This window comes from Buttiauxella sp. BIGb0471, from assembly GCF_024807715.1.
Classification (GTDB): domain Bacteria; phylum Pseudomonadota; class Gammaproteobacteria; order Enterobacterales; family Enterobacteriaceae; genus Buttiauxella; species Buttiauxella agrestis.
The window spans coordinates 63,793-83,095 of the sequence record NZ_JANUEU010000001.1; the positions used below are offsets into that span (position 1 = coordinate 63,793).

12 protein-coding genes are annotated in these 19,303 nt (G+C 50.7%); 10 read left to right on the plus strand and 2 right to left on the minus strand.

Annotation, left to right across the window (positions count from 1 at the left end; all coding sequences use genetic code 11):
• Positions 1-2 precede the first annotated feature (2 nt).
• On the minus strand, positions 3-1,547 hold the full coding sequence (locus tag M2371_RS00300; protein ID WP_259266607.1) for a PTS transporter subunit EIIC: 1,545 nt from the start codon (positions 1,545-1,547) through the stop codon (positions 3-5).
• Between the two features lie 323 nt (positions 1,548-1,870).
• On the opposite strand from M2371_RS00300, the gene M2371_RS00305 reads away from it, so the two are divergent.
• The 10 genes from M2371_RS00305 (at position 1,871) to der (ending at position 18,592) form a co-directional block, all read left to right on the plus strand.
• Positions 1,871-6,835 (plus strand): alpha-2-macroglobulin, encoded by a 4,965-nt coding sequence (locus tag M2371_RS00305; protein ID WP_259266608.1) that lies wholly within the window; start codon positions 1,871-1,873, stop codon positions 6,833-6,835.
• A 52-nt stretch (positions 6,836-6,887) separates the two neighbouring features.
• A complete protein-coding gene (gene pbpC / locus M2371_RS00310; protein WP_404979377.1) occupies positions 6,888-9,170 on the plus strand; it encodes a peptidoglycan glycosyltransferase PbpC in 2,283 nt (760 codons plus the stop codon).
• 177 nt (positions 9,171-9,347) lie between these two features.
• Positions 9,348-9,779 carry a nucleoside-diphosphate kinase gene (ndk, locus tag M2371_RS00315; protein WP_034459186.1) on the plus strand — a complete coding sequence of 144 codons (432 nt, stop codon included), beginning with the start codon at positions 9,348-9,350 and terminating at the stop codon, positions 9,777-9,779.
• 178 nt (positions 9,780-9,957) lie between these two features.
• Positions 9,958-11,124 (plus strand): bifunctional tRNA (adenosine(37)-C2)-methyltransferase TrmG/ribosomal RNA large subunit methyltransferase RlmN, encoded by a 1,167-nt coding sequence (locus M2371_RS00320; RefSeq protein WP_034497676.1) that lies wholly within the window; start codon positions 9,958-9,960, stop codon positions 11,122-11,124.
• Between the two features lie 439 nt (positions 11,125-11,563).
• On the plus strand, positions 11,564-12,565 hold the full coding sequence (gene rodZ / locus M2371_RS00325; protein WP_115627598.1) for a cytoskeleton protein RodZ: 1,002 nt from the start codon (positions 11,564-11,566) through the stop codon (positions 12,563-12,565).
• A 36-nt stretch (positions 12,566-12,601) separates the two neighbouring features.
• Positions 12,602-13,723: a flavodoxin-dependent (E)-4-hydroxy-3-methylbut-2-enyl-diphosphate synthase gene (ispG, locus tag M2371_RS00330; RefSeq protein WP_172893479.1), complete on the plus strand. Its 1,122-nt coding sequence runs from the start codon at positions 12,602-12,604 to the stop codon at positions 13,721-13,723.
• A 117-nt stretch (positions 13,724-13,840) separates the two neighbouring features.
• Positions 13,841-15,115, plus strand: coding sequence for a histidine--tRNA ligase (gene hisS / locus M2371_RS00335; protein ID WP_172893480.1), 1,275 nt, complete (start codon positions 13,841-13,843; stop codon positions 15,113-15,115).
• Between the two features lie 36 nt (positions 15,116-15,151).
• Entirely contained in the window at positions 15,152-15,772 is a 621-nt protein-coding gene (locus M2371_RS00340; protein ID WP_034497666.1) for a YfgM family protein, read from the plus strand.
• Positions 15,773-15,782: 10 nt separating this feature from the next.
• Positions 15,783-16,964, plus strand: a complete 1,182-nt coding sequence (gene bamB / locus M2371_RS00345; protein ID WP_034497664.1) for an outer membrane protein assembly factor BamB — start codon at positions 15,783-15,785, stop codon at positions 16,962-16,964.
• 122 nt (positions 16,965-17,086) lie between these two features.
• Complete coding sequence (gene der / locus M2371_RS00350) at positions 17,087-18,592, plus strand: ribosome biogenesis GTPase Der (protein WP_115627603.1); 1,506 nt, start codon at positions 17,087-17,089, stop codon at positions 18,590-18,592.
• A gap of 81 nt (positions 18,593-18,673) precedes the next feature.
• On the opposite strand, the gene M2371_RS00355 is transcribed toward der, so the two are convergent.
• Positions 18,674-19,282, minus strand: a complete 609-nt coding sequence (locus tag M2371_RS00355; RefSeq protein WP_259266609.1) for a lysozyme inhibitor LprI family protein — start codon at positions 19,280-19,282, stop codon at positions 18,674-18,676.
• Positions 19,283-19,303: the final 21 nt, after the last annotated feature.

Below are 19,303 nucleotides of genomic sequence, written 5' to 3' on the forward strand. Positions count from 1 at the left end.
CTTTAGAGAAACGTCTCTACTGCTTCACGCATTTTTTTGACATGTAGCCCGTAGACCACCTGAACGTTATTACCTTGTTTAATCACCCCTTTAGCACCAGTCGATTTCAGGCGGGGCTCGTCAATCACTGTGACATCGCGCACCGTAACTCGCAGGCGGGTGTAACAGTTGTCGACCACTTCAATATTTGCGCGGCCACCGAGGCCTTCGATAATCGCTTCACCCAAGCCATTGTTGCTGCCTTTGGCTTGATATTCTTGTTTGCTATACAGTTTTGTCTCTTCGTCATCGCTTTCACGGCCTGGTGTTTTCATATCGAAACGACGAATCAGGAAGCGGAACACCACGAAATAAATCACCGACATCATCAGCCCGACAGCGATGTACATCGGCCAGTTGGACTTCTCCGTGCCTAGCGGCAGGTTATAAAGAATGAAATCGATAATGCCGTTTGCGCCGATGGCGTGAACGCCCAGCAGATAGAACAGCATCATGCCGATGCCGGTCAGAACCGCATGCACGCCGAACAGCAACGGAGCGACAAACAGGAAGGAAAACTCCAGCGGCTCGGTCACGCCAACCAGCATCGACGTTAGCGCAGCGGGAATCAGAATCGCTTTGGCAGCCGCTTTGCGCTCAGGTTTCGCCGTCATATACATGGCGAGAGCCGCAGCAGGCAGGCCGAACATTTTGCTAATGCCTCGTGCATCCCACACGACGGTGCTGCTAAGTTGATGGACGCTCGGACACGCCATTTCCGCGAAGTAAATATTGCGCGCACCTTGATACACGCTGCCGCAAACATCAGCTGTCCCCCCTAATTCGGTATACAGGAATGGGGTATAGACCAGGTGGTGTAGGCCCGTTGGCACCAAAATACGTTCCAGGAAGCCGTAGATGGCAACACCAAACGCTCCGGCACCTTTAATCGCTAATGCCAGTGCGCTGATTCCATGTTGAGCAAACGGCCAAAGCTCGCTCATCACTACGCCAAGCAGCATTGAAACCGGAAGCATAATAATCGCAACAAAACAGTGGCCGGAGTAAATGGCCATTGCCCCGGAAAACTGTACGCTGGAATAGCGGTTGTACAGATATCCTGAAAGCGCGCCGGTGAGAATACCGGCGAATACGCCCATCTCAAGCACTTGCACGCCTAAAACCATGCTTTGCCCGGCGGCTCGCATTTGGTCGGCTGGCGCTAACTCGCCCTGTAATTGCAACGTTACGTTCATCGCATTAATGAAGACGATAAACGTGACCAGGCCAATCAACGCGGCATAGCCTTTGTCTTTTGCTGCAAGACCAATGGGAATACCAACGCCAAATACCAGCGCCAGATTTGCCAGCACCGAAACGGCAGATTTAGAAATCAGAACGCCGGTATGTTGAATCGAAGGGTGGCCGAGAAAAGGTAAATATTCAGCGAGATTACCGTTGCCCAATACATTACCAAACGCGATAAATAAACCGACGATCGGCAAAATAAGCACTGGGCCATAGAGCGATTTTCCGAAATTTTGTAGGGCATTAACGGCACTTTTCATTTAGCAGTCTCTTATTATCACTTTGGCTAAACACCGCGTTAGGGCAGCGACTCAGCTTGAAATGTAGCAATAATATGAACTGTTAATCTATCTATCTTATTGTTTTAAAAACAAATGACTCAGAAGGTAACATGTAACCTTTCAGGGCGTGATCGTGCTTCCACTTTGAAACCGAACGCGGAGTGAAAGCGTTGCAAAAATAATCTTTTCCTTTGCGAGAAATACCGCAATGCAGAATCTTCATACTTTCGTTTTTTTAATGTACCCGCATAATAGAAGTAATACTGGATGGACTAATGGGCCATATTGGCCAGGGATAAAGCATGAGAATAATACGTCTGGGCGCGCTGGCTGCGACTCTGCTGGCTGCACTGTCTCTTTCTGGGTGCGATAATAACGATAAACCGCAGGCGGTGGATCAAGGTCATTCCTCGACCCAACAACCTGTTGAAAAAGCGGCAAAACCAGATGCCTCTCAACTTGAAAAGCTGGCGAAGAATTCTGCGGGCAAACCGCTGAACTTGCTGGACGCTTCGGAAGTACAACTCGATGGCGCAAGCACGCTGGTTCTCACATTTTCTATTCCGTTAGACCCCAACCAGGATTTCTCACGCGTGGCGCATTTGGTGGATAAAACCAGTGGCAAAGTCGATGGGGCCTGGGAGCTTTCCACAGACCTCAAAGAATTACGTCTGCGCCATCTTGAACCCAAGCGTGAATTAATACTTACGGTTGATAGCGGGCTAATTGCCTTAAATAAAGCGACCTTCGACAGGAATTTTGAGAAGAAAATCTCAACCCGTGATATTCAGCCGAGCGTTGGTTTTGCCAGCCGCGGCTCCTTACTGCCCACTAAGGTGATCGCCGGTTTACCTGTGATGGCGCTAAACGTTGATAAAATTGACGTCAATTTCTACCGTATCAAAAGTGAATCATTGGGCTCCTTTATCAGCCAGTGGCAGTACCGAAATTCCGTGTCTAACTGGGAGTCTGATAATTTACTCAAGCTTGCAGACCTGGTGTACACGGGGCGGTTTGATCTCAACCCCGCTCGCAATACCCGAGAAAAACACCTCTTGCCGTTAGGCGAAATTAAGCCGCTGCAAGCGCCTGGTGTCTATATCGCCATCATGAATCAGGCTGGGCATTACAGTTACAGCAATGCGGCAACGTTGTTCACCCTGAGCGACATTGGCATCTCGGCACACCGTTACCACGACCGTTTGGATGTGTTTACGCAGAGCCTGGAAAACGGGGCGTCACAATCCAGTGTAGAAATCACATTGCTCAATGAGAAAGGGCAAACCGTGGCTCAAGCTAAGAGCGACGGTGATGGCCATGCCACGCTTGAAAAAACTGATAAAGGGACGTTATTGCTGGCGCGTACCGCTGAGCAAACCACAATGCTTGATTTGAGCCGCCCGGCGCTAGACCTGGCTGAATTTAACATTGCCGGTGAGACTGGCTTTAGCAAACAGTTCTTTATGTTTGGTCCTCGTGATTTGTATCGTCCGGGCGAAACAGTGTTGGTGAATGCCTTGCTGCGTGACAGCGATGGTAAAGTCCTTCCTGAGCAACCTGTAAAACTGGAAGTGGTAAAACCTGACGGCCAGGTTGCCAGAACGCAAGTCTGGAAACCTGAAAATGGCCTGTATCAGTTTAGCTATCCATTGAATCAAGATGTCCAGACCGGCAACTGGCAAGTCCGTGTGAATACGGGTGACAACCAGCCACGTATCTGGACATTTAAAGTCGAAGACTTCATGCCTGAGCGTATGGCGCTCAACATCACAAGCCAGAAACAACCTGCCAGCCCTGATGAATCCGTTAGCTTCCAGATTGCCGGGCGTTATTTATATGGCGCTCCAGCCTCCGGGAATAATCTACAAGGTCAGCTGTTCTTACGTCCATTGCGTGAAGCAGTGACGGGTTTACCGGGATTCCAGTTTGGTGACATAAACGAAGAAAACCTCACCCGTAACCTGGATGAAGTCCAACTTCAGCTTGATGAGCAAGGTAAAACAACAGTCAGTACAGACAGCCAATGGTCTGATGTTCATTCGCCGTTAAAGCTGGTGCTGCAAGCAAGTTTGCTGGAGTCCGGTGGTCGCCCGGTCACGCGACGTGCTGAGCAAGCAATCTGGCCTGCCGAAACGCTGCCTGGTATTCGCCCTCAGTTTGCCAGTAAAGAAATATACGATTACCGCACCGATAGCACCCGCACTCAACCGATCGTCGACGAAGATACCAACGCGGGTTTTGACATTGTCTATGCCAATGCAAAAGGTGAAAAACTGGCGGTTTCTGGCCTTGATGTCCGGCTAATTCGCGAACGTCGCGATTACTTCTGGAGTTGGGAAGAGGGGCAAGGCTGGCAGTCGCAGTATGACCAAAAAGATTTAGTAGAAGCGGAACAAAAACTGGATCTCGCGGCTGGTGAAACAGGCAAAGTAGCCTTCCCGGTGGAGTGGGGCTCTTACCGTCTTGAAGTGCGCGACACCGAAAACGATATCATAAGCAGTATCCGTTTCTGGGCAGGTTACAGCTGGCAAGATAATAGCGACGGGGAAGGTGCTGTCCGTCCTGACCGCGTCACGTTGAAAATTGACAAGCCGAGCTACAAAGCAGGCGACACTATCAATCTGCATATCTCTGCTCCCGCAGCAGGTAAAGGCTACGCGATGGTGGAGTCCAGCGATGGTCCGTTATGGTGGAAGGAAATTGATGTGCCAGAAAAAGGGCTGGATATTGAAATCCCAGTCGACAAAAACTGGCAGCGCCATGACTTGTATTTGAGCACGCTGGTCATTCGCCCGGGTGATAAAAACCGCGCTGCAACGCCGAAACGCGCTGTGGGGATTTTACATCTGCCGCTAGGGGATGAAAGCCGCCGCCTGGCGCTCGAGCTAGACGCTCCGGCCAAAATGCGTCCCAACCAAAACCTGACGGTGAAAGTCAAAACTAAGGCGATTAATGGCGTCATGCCGAAGCAAATTAACGTGCTGGTTTCAGCCGTTGATAGCGGTGTGCTGAATATTACCGACTACAAAACACCTGATCCATGGGACGCTTTCTTTGGTCGTAAGCGTTACGGCGCGGATTTGTACGATATCTATGGCCAGGTAATTGAAGGTGAAGGGCGTTTGGCTGCATTGCGCTTTGGTGGTAGTGGCGACGAAGGTGATGAACTCAGCCGTGGCGGTAAAAAGCCGGTAAATCATGTCACTATCATTGCTCAGCAAGCTCAACCGGTGCAATTGAACGATAAAGGCGAAGGGACTGTCTCCCTGCCAATTGGCGATTTTAATGGGGAACTGCGCGTGATGGCTCAAGCCTGGACCGACGATCGTTTTGGCAATAGCGAAGATAAAGTCGTCGTCGCCGCACCACTGGTGACTGAGCTTGCAGCTCCGCGCTTTATGGCGAGTGGGGATACCAGTCGCTTAGCGATGGATCTCACTAACCTGACCGATAAACCACAGCAATTGAGTATCAACCTCAGCGCCAGTGGCCTGATTGCTCTTGATTCTGCACCGTCGCAGACGGTGCAACTGCTTCCCGGTGCGCGTAAAACGCTGTTTATTTCGGTGCGTGGGTTGCAGGGATTTGGTGATGGTCAGCTAGAGGCGCAAATCAGCGGCCTTAATCTGCCAGGTGAAACGCTGCCAGCTATTCAGAAACAATGGAAACTCGGGGTTCGTCCTCCTTTCCCGGCACAAAATATCAATAGCGGTGCAGTGCTGGCTCCGGGCGAAGTATGGGATATTCCGCCGCAGCATATTTCAGGATTAGCTCCCGCAACACTTGAAGGACAAGTACTGCTCAGTGGGCGTCCGCCGCTGAACCTGGCACGCTATATCCGTGAACTTAAAGCGTATCCATATGGCTGCCTTGAACAAACAACCAGCGGGCTTTTCCCATCGCTTTATACCAATCAGGCACAGTTAGCGTCTCTGGGAATCAAAGGAACCACTGATGACCAGCGCCGCGCTGCAATCGATCTGGGAATCTCGCGTCTGTTGGATATGCAACGTGACGACGGTAGTTTTGGCCTGTGGGATAAAGAGGGGCCGGAGGAATACTGGTTAACCGCTTATGTTACTGATTTCCTTGTGCGTGCCAGTGAGCAAGGATACAGCGTAAATACCGATTCCCTGAACAAAGCTAACCAGCGCCTGCTGCGTTATCTTCAGGATTCGGGGCTTATTGCGCTGCGTTACAGCGATGATGCTGCTGCCAGTAAATTCGCGGTGCAGGCTTATGCCGGGCAAGTGCTTGCTCGTCAGCAAAAAGCACCATTAGGCGCGCTTCGTGAACTTTGGTCACGCCATGACAGGGCGCGTGCTGGCTTACCTCTAGTGCAACTGGGTGTGGCGCTGAAATTGATGGGCGATGCGCCACGTGGTGACCAGGCTATCACTTTAGGACTGAAAACCAATCGTAGCGACGATCGTATCTGGATGGCTGACTACGGCAGCGAACTGCGTGATAAAGCCATGGAGTTGAGTCTTCTGGAAGAGAACAAATTGCTGCCAGAGCAGCAAAATCAGTTGCTGATGGAGCTTTCTAATCTCGCATACAGCCAACGCTGGCTTTCAACTCAGGAAAGTAACGCGCTGTTCCTGGCAGGTCGTAACTGGCAAACAGCGAAAGGAGACTGGCAATCGCAGGTGTCATTTATTGCTGAGCCGCTGGCGGGCACGCAGTCCATCACGCGTAATCTGAATGCCGAGCAGCTCGCAGGGTTGCAGGTTACTAACACCGGTGTGGGTAATTTATACCTGCGTTTAGACAGTGTGGGTTATCCACAGCAGGCTCCAGCACCTTATAGCAACGTTTTGCATATTGAGCGTCAGTTCCTGGATGCAAAAGGCAATCGTAAATCATTGTCTGAACTGAAAAGTGGCGAGCTGGTGATGGTCTGGCTGGATGTTTGGGCAGATAAAAATGTGCCGGATGCGTTAGTTGTTGATCTGTTACCAGCAGGTCTTGAACTCGAAAACCAGAACCTTTCTGAAAGCAGTGCCAGCCTGAGTGATAGTGATAATCAGGTTCAGGGTTTACTGAATCAGATGCAGCAGGCTGACATTCAACATATGGAATTCCGTGACGATCGCTTTGTTGCCGCATTGCCGCTTAACGAAAGCCAACATGCGACCCTGGTTTACCTTGCTCGCGCTGTCACACCGGGAACCTACCATGTTCCTGTATCACAAGTTGAATCGATGTATGTGCCGCAATGGCGGGCAACGGGTGCCAGCACCGGCATGCTGACTATACATCCGTAACAGGCTAAACAAAGTGCGAAAGCCTTTACGCTGGCGGCACCGCTATCTATTCGTGGTGCTGCCACTCATTTTATTGCTGGGTATTTGGCTGGCGGACAGGCTTTGGCCGCTACCGCTTTCTCAGGCAAATCCAGCGCGAGTTGTGGTCGCGGCGGATGGCACTCCGCTGTGGCGCTTTGCCGATGAGAATGGCATCTGGCGCTATCCCGTCACCGTTAGCGATGTTTCCCCCCGTTACCTCGAAGCCTTGATCAATTATGAGGATCGCTGGTTTTGGGATCATCCGGGGATCAATCTGCTGTCGATAATTCGTGCTGCCTGGCAGGATCTTCTCAGTGGTAAAGTGATTTCTGGCGGCAGCACGTTGACCATGCAAGTGGCTCGTTTGCTTGATCCGCATCCTCGAACATTGGGTGGCAAAGTTCGGCAGGTATGGCGAGCGTTGCAACTTGAGTGGTATCTCTCAAAAGAACAAATCCTCACGCTTTATCTGAATCGAGCCCCTTTTGGCGGTACGTTGCAGGGCGTGGGGGCAGCCAGTTGGGTGTACCTTGGGAAATCCCCGCAGCAGTTGAGTTATGCAGAAGCCGCTTTATTGGCAGTGTTGCCGCAAGCGCCTAGTCGTTTGCGCCCTGATCGTTGGCCCGAAAGAGCACAAGCCGCGCGTAATAAAGTCCTGATGCGCATGGCGGAGCAAGCCGTCTGGGAGCCGCAGCAGGTAAAAGAATCCCTTGAAGAGCCGGTCTGGCTGGCACCAAGACAGATGCCACAGCTGGCGCCATTGCTTTCGCGTTATCTGGTGAGCCGCAGCAAAGCGCAGAAAATAACGACCACGCTCGATGCGCCGTTGCAGCGCCAACTCGAAGAACTGGCTCTGAACTGGAAAGCGCAGCTTCCTCCTCGCTCCTCACTCGCGATACTGGTCGTTGACCACACTACAATGGAAGTTCGCGGTTGGGTTGGCTCGGTTGATATTAATGATCAAAGCCGTTTCGGGCATGTAGATATGGTGACGGCCATTCGCTCACCCGGCTCGGTATTGAAACCCTTTGCCTATGCTCTTGCGCTGGACGATGGCCTGATTCACCCCACGTCGTTGTTACAGGATGTTCCCCGGCGCTTTGGCGATTATCGCCCTGGAAATTTTGACACTGGCTTTCATGGCCCGGTCAGCATGAGCGAAGCGTTAGTGCGCTCGCTTAATCTTCCTGCTGTTCAGGTTCTTGAGGCGTATGGTCCAAAACGTTTTGCTGCGCAGTTGCGTAATGTCGGCCTGGAACTGCGTTTTCCGGCGGGAAGTGAACCTAATCTTTCGTTGATTCTGGGTGGTGGCGGTGCTCGTCTGGATCAGATTGTTGCAGCATATAGCGCCTTTGCACGCCATGGCCGTGCCGCACAGTTGCGCTTGCAGCCCGGACAACCACTCGTAGAACGGCCATTGATGTCTGCCGGAGCGGCCTGGATTATTCGTCGAGTTATGGCTGGTGAAGCACAACCGCAACCGGACGCAACATTACCAGCTGTCGTGCCGCTGGCATGGAAAACGGGTACCAGTTATGGCTACCGCGATGCGTGGGCTATCGGGATCAATCCTCGCTATCTGATTGGTATATGGACCGGACGCCCGGACAGCACGCCGGTTGCAGGGCAGTTCGGAACGGGCAGTGCAATTCCGCTGTTAAACCAGGTGAACAATTTGCTGCAAGCCAGTTCCGCCGTGCAGAAGGCGCGTCTGCCGGTTGATCCTCGTCCTGCCTCCGTTTCTGAAGGGCAAATTTGTTGGCCGGGTGGGCAAAATCTGGCTGCCGGAGACAACAATTGCCGACGCAGATTAACCAGTTGGTTGCTGGATAATAGCCAACCGCCCACGCTTGAAGCGCCGGGACAAGAAGGCGTGCAGGGCGCAAGAAAGGTTGTCTGGTTGGATGATAACGGTAGACAGGTAGCTGCTGATTGCCCGGGCGCGAAACAACAAATTATCTCTTTGTGGCCGTTGCCGCTAGAGCCGTGGCTGCCCGCAAGTGAAAGCAGGGCCGCACGTTTACCGGCATTGTCTGAGCAATGTCCCCCACAGCAGAAAGATGAAGTTACGCCTTTATTGTTGTTAGGGGTTCGTGAGGGCGCTATTTTGAAGCGTCTACCTGGAGAATTACGCTTAGCGCTTCGTCTTAGCGCTCAAGGTGGGCAAGGAAATCGCTGGTGGTTTTTGAATGGCGAGCCGGTGGGTGACAATAGCAATGGAATCGCGTTGGATCTGGATAAACCGGGGGCGTATCAGGTTTTAGCTCTTGATGAGGCGGGGCAGATAGCTGCCGCTCATTTCACTTTGCAATGAGCTAATAGCCTAATTTTTAGGCTTTCGCATTGAAAATGTTGCTGACATTCATCTTATTTTAAAAAAATGTTATCTGCATCCATAGGCAATGCGAGACTTGCTCATTATAATCGGCGCCAAATCATAACCGGTTATCCCATCAGGGACCGGGCAAACAGAACAGACACAGAGGTAATCATGGCTATTGAACGTACTTTTTCCATCATCAAACCAAACGCGGTGGCAAAAAACGTTATTGGTAACATTTATGCTCGTTTTGAATCCGCAGGGTTTAAGATTGTTGGCGCAAAAATGCTGCACCTGACTTCTGAGCAGGCTCAGGGGTTCTACGCTGAGCACGAAGGCAAACCTTTCTTTGATGGCCTGGTTGCGTTCATGACTTCCGGTCCGATCATGGTTAGCGTACTGGAAGGCGAAAATGCCGTTCAGCGTCACCGTGATATTCTGGGTGCAACTAACCCAGCGAACGCACTGGCTGGGACTCTGCGTGCAGATTACGCTGATAGCTTCACCGAGAATGGCACACACGGTTCTGATTCTGTAGAGTCAGCGGCTCGTGAAATTGCTTATTTCTTCGCTGAAGGCGAAGTTTGCCCGCGTACTCGCTAATAAGCATTAACTGTTAAGCGACAGTTACATTTTATTTGTATGTACTTCGCTTTCAGTCATGGCATCTGTGCCATAGAATTTGTACAATGCTGCGCCCCGGACGAGCCTGCTCTCCGGGGCGTATCTTTTTTTAACCCACCTGGGGCCGTAACGTGTAACAACGAGGCCGGAAGAAAATATGTCAGAGCAAATTGTCAATCCTGAGACACCCGTTTCAGTCGTTTCCAACAAGTCAGAAAAAATTAACCTGTTGGATCTAAACCGCCAGCAACTGCGTGAGTTCTTCGCTGAAATGGGCGAAAAACCATTCCGCGCCGATCAGGTCATGAAATGGATGTATCACTATTGCAGTGATGACTTCGATGATATGACTGACATCAACAAAGTTCTGCGTAACAAACTCAAAGAAGTTGCTGAGATCCGTGCACCGGAAGTCGCTGAAGAACAACGTTCTGCTGATGGCACCATTAAATGGGCTATCAGGATTGCCGATCAGCTGGTAGAAACCGTGTATATCCCGGAAGAAGACCGCGCCACACTGTGTGTTTCTTCACAAGTGGGTTGTGCTCTGGAATGCAAATTCTGTTCTACGGCTCAGCAGGGCTTTAACCGTAACCTGCGTGTTTCTGAAATCATCGGTCAGGTCTGGCGTGCGGCGAAAATTATCGGTGCGCAAAAGAAAACCGGCGTTCGTCCTATCACCAACGTGGTGATGATGGGCATGGGTGAGCCTTTGCTTAACCTGAACAACGTGGTTCCGGCGATGGAAATCATGCTTGATGATTTCGGTTTTGGTTTATCCAAACGTCGCGTAACGCTTTCTACTTCTGGTGTGGTTCCTGCGCTCGATAAATTGGGCGACATGATTGATGTGGCATTGGCCATTTCTCTACATGCTCCGACCGATGATATTCGTGACGAAATCATGCCAATCAACAAAAAGTACAACATCGAGACTTTCCTGGCTGCGGTTCGACGTTATCTGGAGAAATCCAACGCCAACCAGGGCCGTGTCACCGTAGAATACGTTCTGCTGGATCACGTTAACGATGGTACTGATCATGCGCATCAACTGGCAGAATGCCTGAAAGATACGCCATGTAAAATCAACTTGATCCCATGGAACCCGTTCCCGGGCGCACCGTATGGCCGTAGCTCCAATAGCCGTATCGACCGTTTCTCAAAAGTATTGATGAGTTATGGCTTTACGACCATCGTGCGTAAGACTCGCGGTGATGATATTGACGCAGCATGCGGTCAGTTGGCGGGTGAAGTTATTGACCGCACCAAGCGTACGTTACGTAAACGTATGCAAGGTGAACCTATTGATGTTAAAGCAGTCTGATTAGCGTTCGTTTAAATCAGACTCGTGCCACGCGGTTGAATTGCTGCGTGGCACAAAAAACACATAGTGATATCTTGCAGTTATGCAAGTTTCGCGAGTGTCTTTAAGATTAATAATTACGGTGCGTTTCACTGCCTTTTAAGGCAGTATGTAGCGGTACAACAATAGTTTAGGCGCATCTATTTAAGCCATCACAGTCGCAATCCGCTGACAACATTACAAATGCTGTCTATGGTTAACTTATCAGTGATGAAGTTGTTCAGGTTAAGCGGTTCGTTTAAGTGAACAAGTTGTTTGAACTAAATGTTATGTTGTCTGAAGGTGTTGCCTTCAGAACACAAATTTGTTTCGCGGAGCGGGAGTTGTGGCGTAGCGGAAATGCTGTGCGACAAGGCTCCTGCCTAATTCCTCAATCGAACAGTTCCAGCAGTTGTAGCTAATGAATACTGAAGCCACTCACGAATCAAATGCAGCAAAAACCACGGGTGAACGTTTACGTGTTGCCCGTGAAGAACTCGGTCTTAGCCAACAAGCCGTGGCAGAACGCCTGTGCCTGAAAGTTTCCACCGTTCGGGATATTGAAGATGACAAGGCGCCAGCTGAATTAGCATCGACCTTCCTGCGTGGTTATATCCGGTCCTATGCACGTCTGGTGCGTATTCCGGAAGAAGAACTGTTGCCAATGATGGAAAAACAAGCACCAGTCAGAGCGGCGAAAGTCGCTCCGATGCAAAGTTTTTCTCTGGGGAAACGCCGTAAGAAACGTGACGGCTGGCTGATGAGCTTTACCTGGCTCGTGTTGTTTGTTGTTGTCGGTCTGACCGGGGCCTGGTGGTGGCAAAACCATAAGGCAGCGCAGGAAGAAATCTCGACAATGGCTGATCAATCTTCAGCTGAACTTTCTGCCAGCAACAGTAACTCCCAGTCAGTTCCATTGACTACCAGCGATTCGTCCACTGCTGATACCTCTGCACAGCAACCTGTGCAGACCCCAGCACCGCAATCGACTTCTGCAACTGATCCAGCGCAAAGTCAGGCTGCGGCAGCAACGGCTCAACAAACTACCCCGGCGGACTCTTCCGCTGTGGTAGCACCAAGCCAGGCTCCAGTTGATAATGCTCAGACAACGACGCCACCGGCACCCAATACAGCTCTGCCAACCGACCAGGCTGCGGTAACCACTCCTGCGGCTGACCCTAATGCATTAGTCATGAACTTCAATGCTGATTGCTGGCTGGAAGTGACCGATGCGACGGGTAAAAAATTGTTCAGCGGTATGCAGCGTAAAGATGGCAATTTAAATTTAGCCGGTCAGGCACCGTATAAGTTGAAAATTGGTGCTCCGGCGGCAGTACAGATTCAGTTCCAGGGTAAACCTGTCGATCTGAGTCGTTTTATCAGAACTAGCCAGGTTGCACGTCTTACAGTAAGTGCTGAATAATCCAGCCTGCATGACGCGTAATTGTGGAGATTTGTAATGCATAACCAAGCCCCAATTCAACGTAGAAAATCCAAACGGATCTATGTCGGGAATGTGCCAATCGGCGACGGGGCACCGATCGCCGTCCAGTCTATGACCAACACCCGTACTACGGATGTTGAAGCCACTGTCAACCAGATCAAAGCGTTAGAAAGAGTAGGCGCCGATATCGTTCGTGTATCGGTTCCCACTATGGATGCGGCCGAAGCCTTTAAGCTTATTAAACAGCAGGTCAATATCCCGTTGGTCGCTGATATCCATTTTGACTATCGTATCGCCCTCAAAGTTGCTGAGTATGGTGTCGATTGTCTTCGCATCAACCCAGGTAATATTGGCAGCGAAGAGCGTATTCGCATGGTTGTCGATTGCGCCCGGGATAAAAACATTCCGATCCGCATCGGTGTAAATGCCGGCTCTCTGGAAAAAGATCTCCAGGAAAAATATGGCGAGCCAACGCCGCAGGCATTGTTAGAGTCTGCGATGCGCCATGTGGATCACCTCGATCGTCTTAACTTTGATCAGTTCAAAGTTAGCGTGAAAGCCTCCGATGTTTTCCTTGCGGTGGAATCTTACCGTTTACTGGCTAAACAAATTGATCAGCCGCTGCATCTGGGTATTACCGAAGCAGGCGGTCTGCGTGCAGGCTCAGTTAAATCAGCGATTGGTTTGGGCTTACTGCTTTCTGAAGGTATTGGTGACACGCTGCGCGTATCGTTAGCTGCTGATCCCGTGGAAGAAATTAAGGTCGGTTTCGATATTCTGAAATCTTTGCGCATTCGCGCTCGCGGTATTAACTTTATCGCCTGCCCAACCTGCTCGCGCCAGGAATTCGATGTAATCGGAACCGTTAACGCTCTGGAACAGCGCCTAGAAGATATCATCACACCAATGGATGTTTCGATTATTGGTTGTGTGGTGAACGGGCCGGGTGAAGCGCTGGTTTCCACTTTGGGTGTGACGGGTGGCAACAAGAAGAGTGGCTTTTACGAAGACGGTGTGCGTCAAAAAGAGCGAATGGATAACGACAACATGATTGCGCAGCTTGAAGCGCGTATTCGTGCCAAGGCGTCCATGCTTGATGAATCGCAGCGGATTAGTATCCAGCAGTTGGAAAAATAGTGTGAAACATGGGAAGCATTCGGCTTCCCGTGTATGATTGAACCCGCCAGACGTTTCGCTTTCGCAAACAGTCTGATTTCGGGTTCATTTTTTGTATAAATTCGGTAGAGAATAAACGTGGCAAAAAACATTCAAGCCATCCGCGGCATGAACGATTACCTGCCTGGCGAAACCGCCATCTGGCAGCGCATTGAAGGCATTCTGAAACAGGTGCTCGGCAGCTACGGTTACAGTGAAATCCGTTTGCCGATTGTAGAGCAGACCCCGTTATTCAAACGCGCAATCGGTGAAGTCACCGACGTGGTTGAAAAAGAGATGTATACCTTTGAGGACCGCAACGGCGATAGCCTGACTCTGCGTCCTGAAGGCACCGCGGGCTGCGTGCGTGCCGGTATCGAACATGGTCTTCTGTACAATCAGGAACAGCGCTTGTGGTACATCGGGCCGATGTTCCGCCATGAGCGCCCGCAAAAAGGGCGTTACCGCCAGTTCAATCAGCTGGGTGTCGAAGTCTTTGGTCTGCAAGGGCCAGATATCGATGCTGAACTGATCATGCTGACTGCGCGCTGGTGGCGTGCGCTGGGTATTGACCAGCACGTCAGCCTTGAGCTGAACTCTATTGGTTCGCTGGAAGCACGCGCTAACTATCGTGATGCGCTAGTGGCATTCCTTGAGCAGCACAAAGAAAAGCTCGATGAAGATTGCCAGCGTCGTATGTACAGCAATCCACTGCGTGTTCTCGATTCCAAAAATCCTGAAGTGCAGGCACTGTTAGATGATGCGCCAACGCTTGGCGATTATCTGGACGAGGATTCTCGTGAACACTTCGCAGGTCTGTGTCAGTACCTGGATGCTGCGGGTATCGCGTATACCGTCAATCAGCGCCTGGTGCGCGGCCTGGATTACTACAACCGTACCGTTTTCGAATGGGTTACCAGCAGTCTTGGTTCTCAGGGCACCGTTTGTGCTGGCGGCCGTTACGACGGTTTAGTCGAGCAGCTAGGTGGTCGTGCAGCACCGGCAGTTGGTTTCGCAATGGGCCTTGAACGTCTTGTTTTACTGGTTCAGGCTATAAATCCGGAATTTAAAGCAGAATCTGTTGTCGATATTTACCTGATATCGTCAGGTCAGGGAACGCAAGCTGCGGCAATGTTATTAGCCGAGCAATTGCGTGACCAGGTCCCAGCTATCAAACTGATGACCAACTATGGCGGTGGCAACTTCAAGAAACAGTTCGTCCGTGCAGATAAGTGGGGCGCTCGTGCGGCTCTGGTGCTGGGTGAAACAGAAGTCGCAAATGGTCAGGTGGTCGTGAAGGATCTGCGCACAGGTGAGCAAACTACCGTTGAACAAACCAACGCGGTGGCTCATTTGCAGGCGCTACTGGGTTAATTTCCCCAGTGATTAATCGTTAAGGAGAAGGACTGCGTGGAAATTTACGAAAACGATAACGAACAGGTTGATGCGGTAAAACGCTTTTTTGCTGAAAATGGCAAAGCGCTGGTTGTGGGTGTCGTACTGGGTATTGGCGCACTGGTTGGCTGGCGTTACTGGAACAGTCATCAAGCTGAAAGCGTAATGGCTTCTTCTCTTGAATACCAAACAGTGACAGATGCTGTGCGCGCAGATAATCCTGCCACACTGGCTGCCGCTGAGAAATTCGCAGCCGGCACAAAAAATACTTATGGTGCTCTGGCAGCACTGGAATTAGCGCAGAAGTATGCTGATAACAATGACCTCGCGAAAGCGGCAGCTCAGCTGCAGCAAGGTCTTGCCAACACAACTGATGAAAACCTGCAGGCGTTGATTAACGCACGTCTGGCGCGTGTTCAAATTCAACAGAAGCAATCTGATGCGGCGCTGAAAACCCTCGACAGCATTAAAGGTGAAGGTTGGGTAGCGATTGTTGCTGATTTGCGCGGTGAAGCGCTGCTCAGCAAAGGGGATAAGCAAGGTGCACGCGATGCGTGGAGCAAAGGCTCAAACACTGATGCTTCTCCAGCCCTGCGTGAAATGATGCAGATGAAAATTAATAATTTGTCGAGCTAAGAGGGACCCGATGCAATTGCGTAAACTACTTGTACCAGGGCTGATTTCTCTGACGCTGCTCAGCGGTTGTTCACTGTTTAGCGGTGAAGAAGACGTGGTTAAAATGTCTCCACTGCCGACAGTTGAAAACCAGTTTGAACCTGAAAAAACATGGAGCACTTCTGTTGGTAGCGGCATTGGTGATTTTTATTCCAATTTGCACCCAGCGTGGCAGGACGGCAACGTTTATGCCGCTGACCGCCGTGGCACCGTTAAAGCCGTAAACGCGGACGACGGTAAAGAAGTCTGGTCCGTTGATCTCTCAGAAAAAACGAATTTCTATTCCAGCAACCTTCCGGCACTGCTTTCTGGTGGCGTAACGGTTGAAGGTGCGCACGTTTACGTCGGCAGTGAAAAAGCACAGGTTTATGCGCTTAACACCTCTGATGGTAGTATTGCGTGGCAAAGCAAAGCGGCTGGCGAAGTCCTTTCTCGCCCGGTTGTGAGCGACGGTTTAGTTCTGGTTCACACCAGCAACGGCCAGCTCCAGGCATTTGATGAAGCTGACGGTGCGGTGAAATGGACCGTAAACCTGGATATGCCAGCGCTTTCCCTGCGCGGCGAATCAGCTCCAGCAGTAGCGTTTGGTGCAGCTATTGTCGGTGGCGATAACGGACGTGTCAGCGCAGTGTTGATGAAACAAGGTCAGCTGATTTGGCAGCAACGTATTTCTCAGGCAACTGGTGCGACTGAAATCGACCGTCTGAGCGATGTTGATACCACGCCAGTTATCGTGAATGGTGTTGTATATGCATTGGCATATAACGGCAACCTGACTGCGCTGGACTTACGTTCGGGTCAGGTCATGTGGAAACGTGAACTGGGTTCAGTGAACGATTTCATCGTGGATGCGAACCGCATTTTCCTCGTCGATCAGAATGACCGCGTTGTGGCATTAAACGCTGATGGCGGCGTGACTCTGTGGACGCAAAGCGACCTGCTGCACCGTAATCTGACCTCTCCTGTTTTGTACAACGGTTATCTGGTTGTAGCCGACAGCGAAGGCTATATGCACTGGATCAATGCCGACGATGGTCGCTTTGTTGCTCAACAGAAAGTGGACAGCTCTGGGTTCCAGACTGAGCCAGTTGTTGCCAGCGACAAACTGTTGATTCAGGCGAAAGATGGTACGTTGTACGCTATCAAGCGTTAAACTTACCTGACGTAATAGCATGAGCGAAACGGTTCCCGTAGTCCGGGAGCCGTTTCCTGTTTTTAGAAACGACGTGAATTGACGTCGTTTTATGATGAATTTTGAGTAATGAGGCTTTTATCATGGTACCTGTGGTTGCGCTCGTCGGGCGCCCTAATGTCGGAAAATCCACGTTGTTTAACCGCTTGACGCGTACCCGAGATGCGCTGGTCGCGGATTTCCCGGGGCTGACTCGCGACCGCAAGTATGGTCGTGCTGAAGTGGAAGGTCGCGAGTTTATTGCTATTGATACCGGTGGTATTGATGGCACTGAAGATGGCGTTGAAACACATATGGCTGCGCAGTCGCTTTTAGCGATTGAAGAAGCTGATGTCGTGCTGTTTATGGTTGATGCGCGTGCAGGCTTGATGCCTGCAGATGAAGCTATCGCTAAGCATTTGCGTTCACGTCAGAAGCCAACCTTCCTGGTGGCGAACAAAACAGACGGTATGGACCCCGATCAGGCGGTAATTGATTTTTACTCCCTGGGTTTAGGTGAAATTCACCCAATCGCTGCCTCTCACGGTCGCGGTGTGACAACCTTGCTGGAACACGTGCTGATTCCGTTTATTGACGAAACTAACCCGCGCGAACCAGAAGAAGAAATCGATGAAGATGCAGCCTATTGGGCGGCATTTAATGCTAAGCATGGCATTGTTCCTGAAGGTGAAGAAGAAATCGAAGAGGAAGAAGAAGAAGCCTTCAATCCTATCGATTTGCCTATCAAACTGGCTATCGTTGGCCGTCCAAACGTAGGTAAGTCAACGCTTACCAACCGTATTTTGGGTGAAGATCGTGTAGTGGTTTATGACATGCCTGGCACCACGCGTGACAGCATCTATATCCCGATGGAACGTGATGAGCGTGAATATATTCTTATCGACACCGCTGGTGTGCGTAAGCGCGGCAAAATCACTGAAACCGTTGAGAAATTCTCGGTAATCAAAACCCTGCAAGCGATTGAAGACGCTAACGTTGTTATGTTGGTGATTGATGCTCGCGAAGGTATTTCCGACCAGGACTTGTCTCTGCTCGGCTTTATCCTGAATAGCGGGCGCTCACTGGTGATTGTCGTCAACAAGTGGGACGGTCTGAGCAACGAAGTCAGAGAGCAAGTTAAAGAGACCCTGGACTACCGTCTTGGCTTTATCGACTTTGCTCGCGTGCACTTTATCTCCGCACTGCACGGCAGCGGCGTGGGTAACTTGTTTGAATCTGTTCGTGAAGCTTATGACAGCTCCACGCGTCGCGTAAGCACTGCGTTGCTGACTCGCATCATGACTATGGCTGCAGAAGATCACCAGCCGCCGTTAGTTCGTGGTCGTCGCGTTAAGCTGAAATATGCGCATGCCGGTGGTTATAACCCGCCAATCGTTGTGATTCACGGCAACCAGGTTAAAGACCTGCCGGATTCCTACAAGCGCTATTTGATGAACTACTTCCGCAAATCGCTGGATGTGATGGGTACGCCAATCCGTATTCAGTTTAAAGAAGGGGAGAACCCGTTTGCCAACAAACGTAACACCCTGACACCGAACCAGATGCGTAAACGTAAGCGTTTGATCAAACACATCAAGAAAAGCAAATAATTCGTAGCGAGGAGTCATCCTGGCCACAAAAAAAACCCGGTTTAACCGGGTTTTTTTATCTTTAAATTTCGCAATTAATCTTCACTTCACGCCATATTTGCTTTGCAACTCACTGATGCGTTGCTGATATGAGCCTGCCAGGCACGCGTTTTTATCGTCTTCTTTCCAGCACTCATTGCGCCCTTTAATCCAGCCTCGTTGTTCAGCTTTAAGCGTCGGATTATTTTTGGATTTAGCCAGCGCTTGCTTGTACGTCTCGGTAAGTTTTAGATCCTGAGCAGAAAGGGTTTTGCTTTGGCAAATGAGGTCTTCCATGCTGCCTTTGCTGACGGCCGCGCAAGAAAACGATGGGCCAGATTTATCCTCAGTTTTTTTCGCAGCCGCAGGAGCAAAACTCACTTCGTCTTCAGGAGAACAAATACCATGGGTCCGGTTTGGGCCGGTAAAAGAGATTTCTGGGTTACCCTCCGCGGAGCGCCCAATGCTGATAACTGTTTTTCCGCTGCTTGCTTCCCAGTAGGTTGGGCTGCTCTGTTTGATTGTGGCTTTGTGACCATCAACCCACACTCCGCCTTTCCCATCGCTATAAACCCCGCCAGTCTGCCCGCAACTGAAGTTGAAAGGCTGCGGAGGTGCTGCGAATGACGCCAGTGGAACAAGTGACAGTGCCAGTAAAATAAATTTTTTCATTTTCAGACCCCAGATAAAAAC

Bases quoted from the DNA above. Each gene is read 5' to 3' on its own strand.
- M2371_RS00300 (WP_259266607.1), bottom strand. From the start codon at position 1,547: ATGAAAAGTGCCGTTAATGCCCTACAAAATTTCGGAAAATCGCTCTAT.
- M2371_RS00305 (WP_259266608.1), top strand. From the start codon at position 1,871: ATGAGAATAATACGTCTGGGCGCGCTGGCTGCGACTCTGCTGGCTGCA.
- ndk (WP_034459186.1), top strand. From the start codon at position 9,348: ATGGCTATTGAACGTACTTTTTCCATCATCAAACCAAACGCGGTGGCA.
- M2371_RS00320 (WP_034497676.1), top strand. From the start codon at position 9,958: ATGTCAGAGCAAATTGTCAATCCTGAGACACCCGTTTCAGTCGTTTCC.
- rodZ (WP_115627598.1), top strand. From the start codon at position 11,564: ATGAATACTGAAGCCACTCACGAATCAAATGCAGCAAAAACCACGGGT.
- ispG (WP_172893479.1), top strand. From the start codon at position 12,602: ATGCATAACCAAGCCCCAATTCAACGTAGAAAATCCAAACGGATCTAT.
- bamB (WP_034497664.1), top strand. From the start codon at position 15,783: ATGCAATTGCGTAAACTACTTGTACCAGGGCTGATTTCTCTGACGCTG.
- der (WP_115627603.1), top strand. From the start codon at position 17,087: ATGGTACCTGTGGTTGCGCTCGTCGGGCGCCCTAATGTCGGAAAATCC.
- M2371_RS00355 (WP_259266609.1), bottom strand. From the start codon at position 19,282: ATGAAAAAATTTATTTTACTGGCACTGTCACTTGTTCCACTGGCGTCA.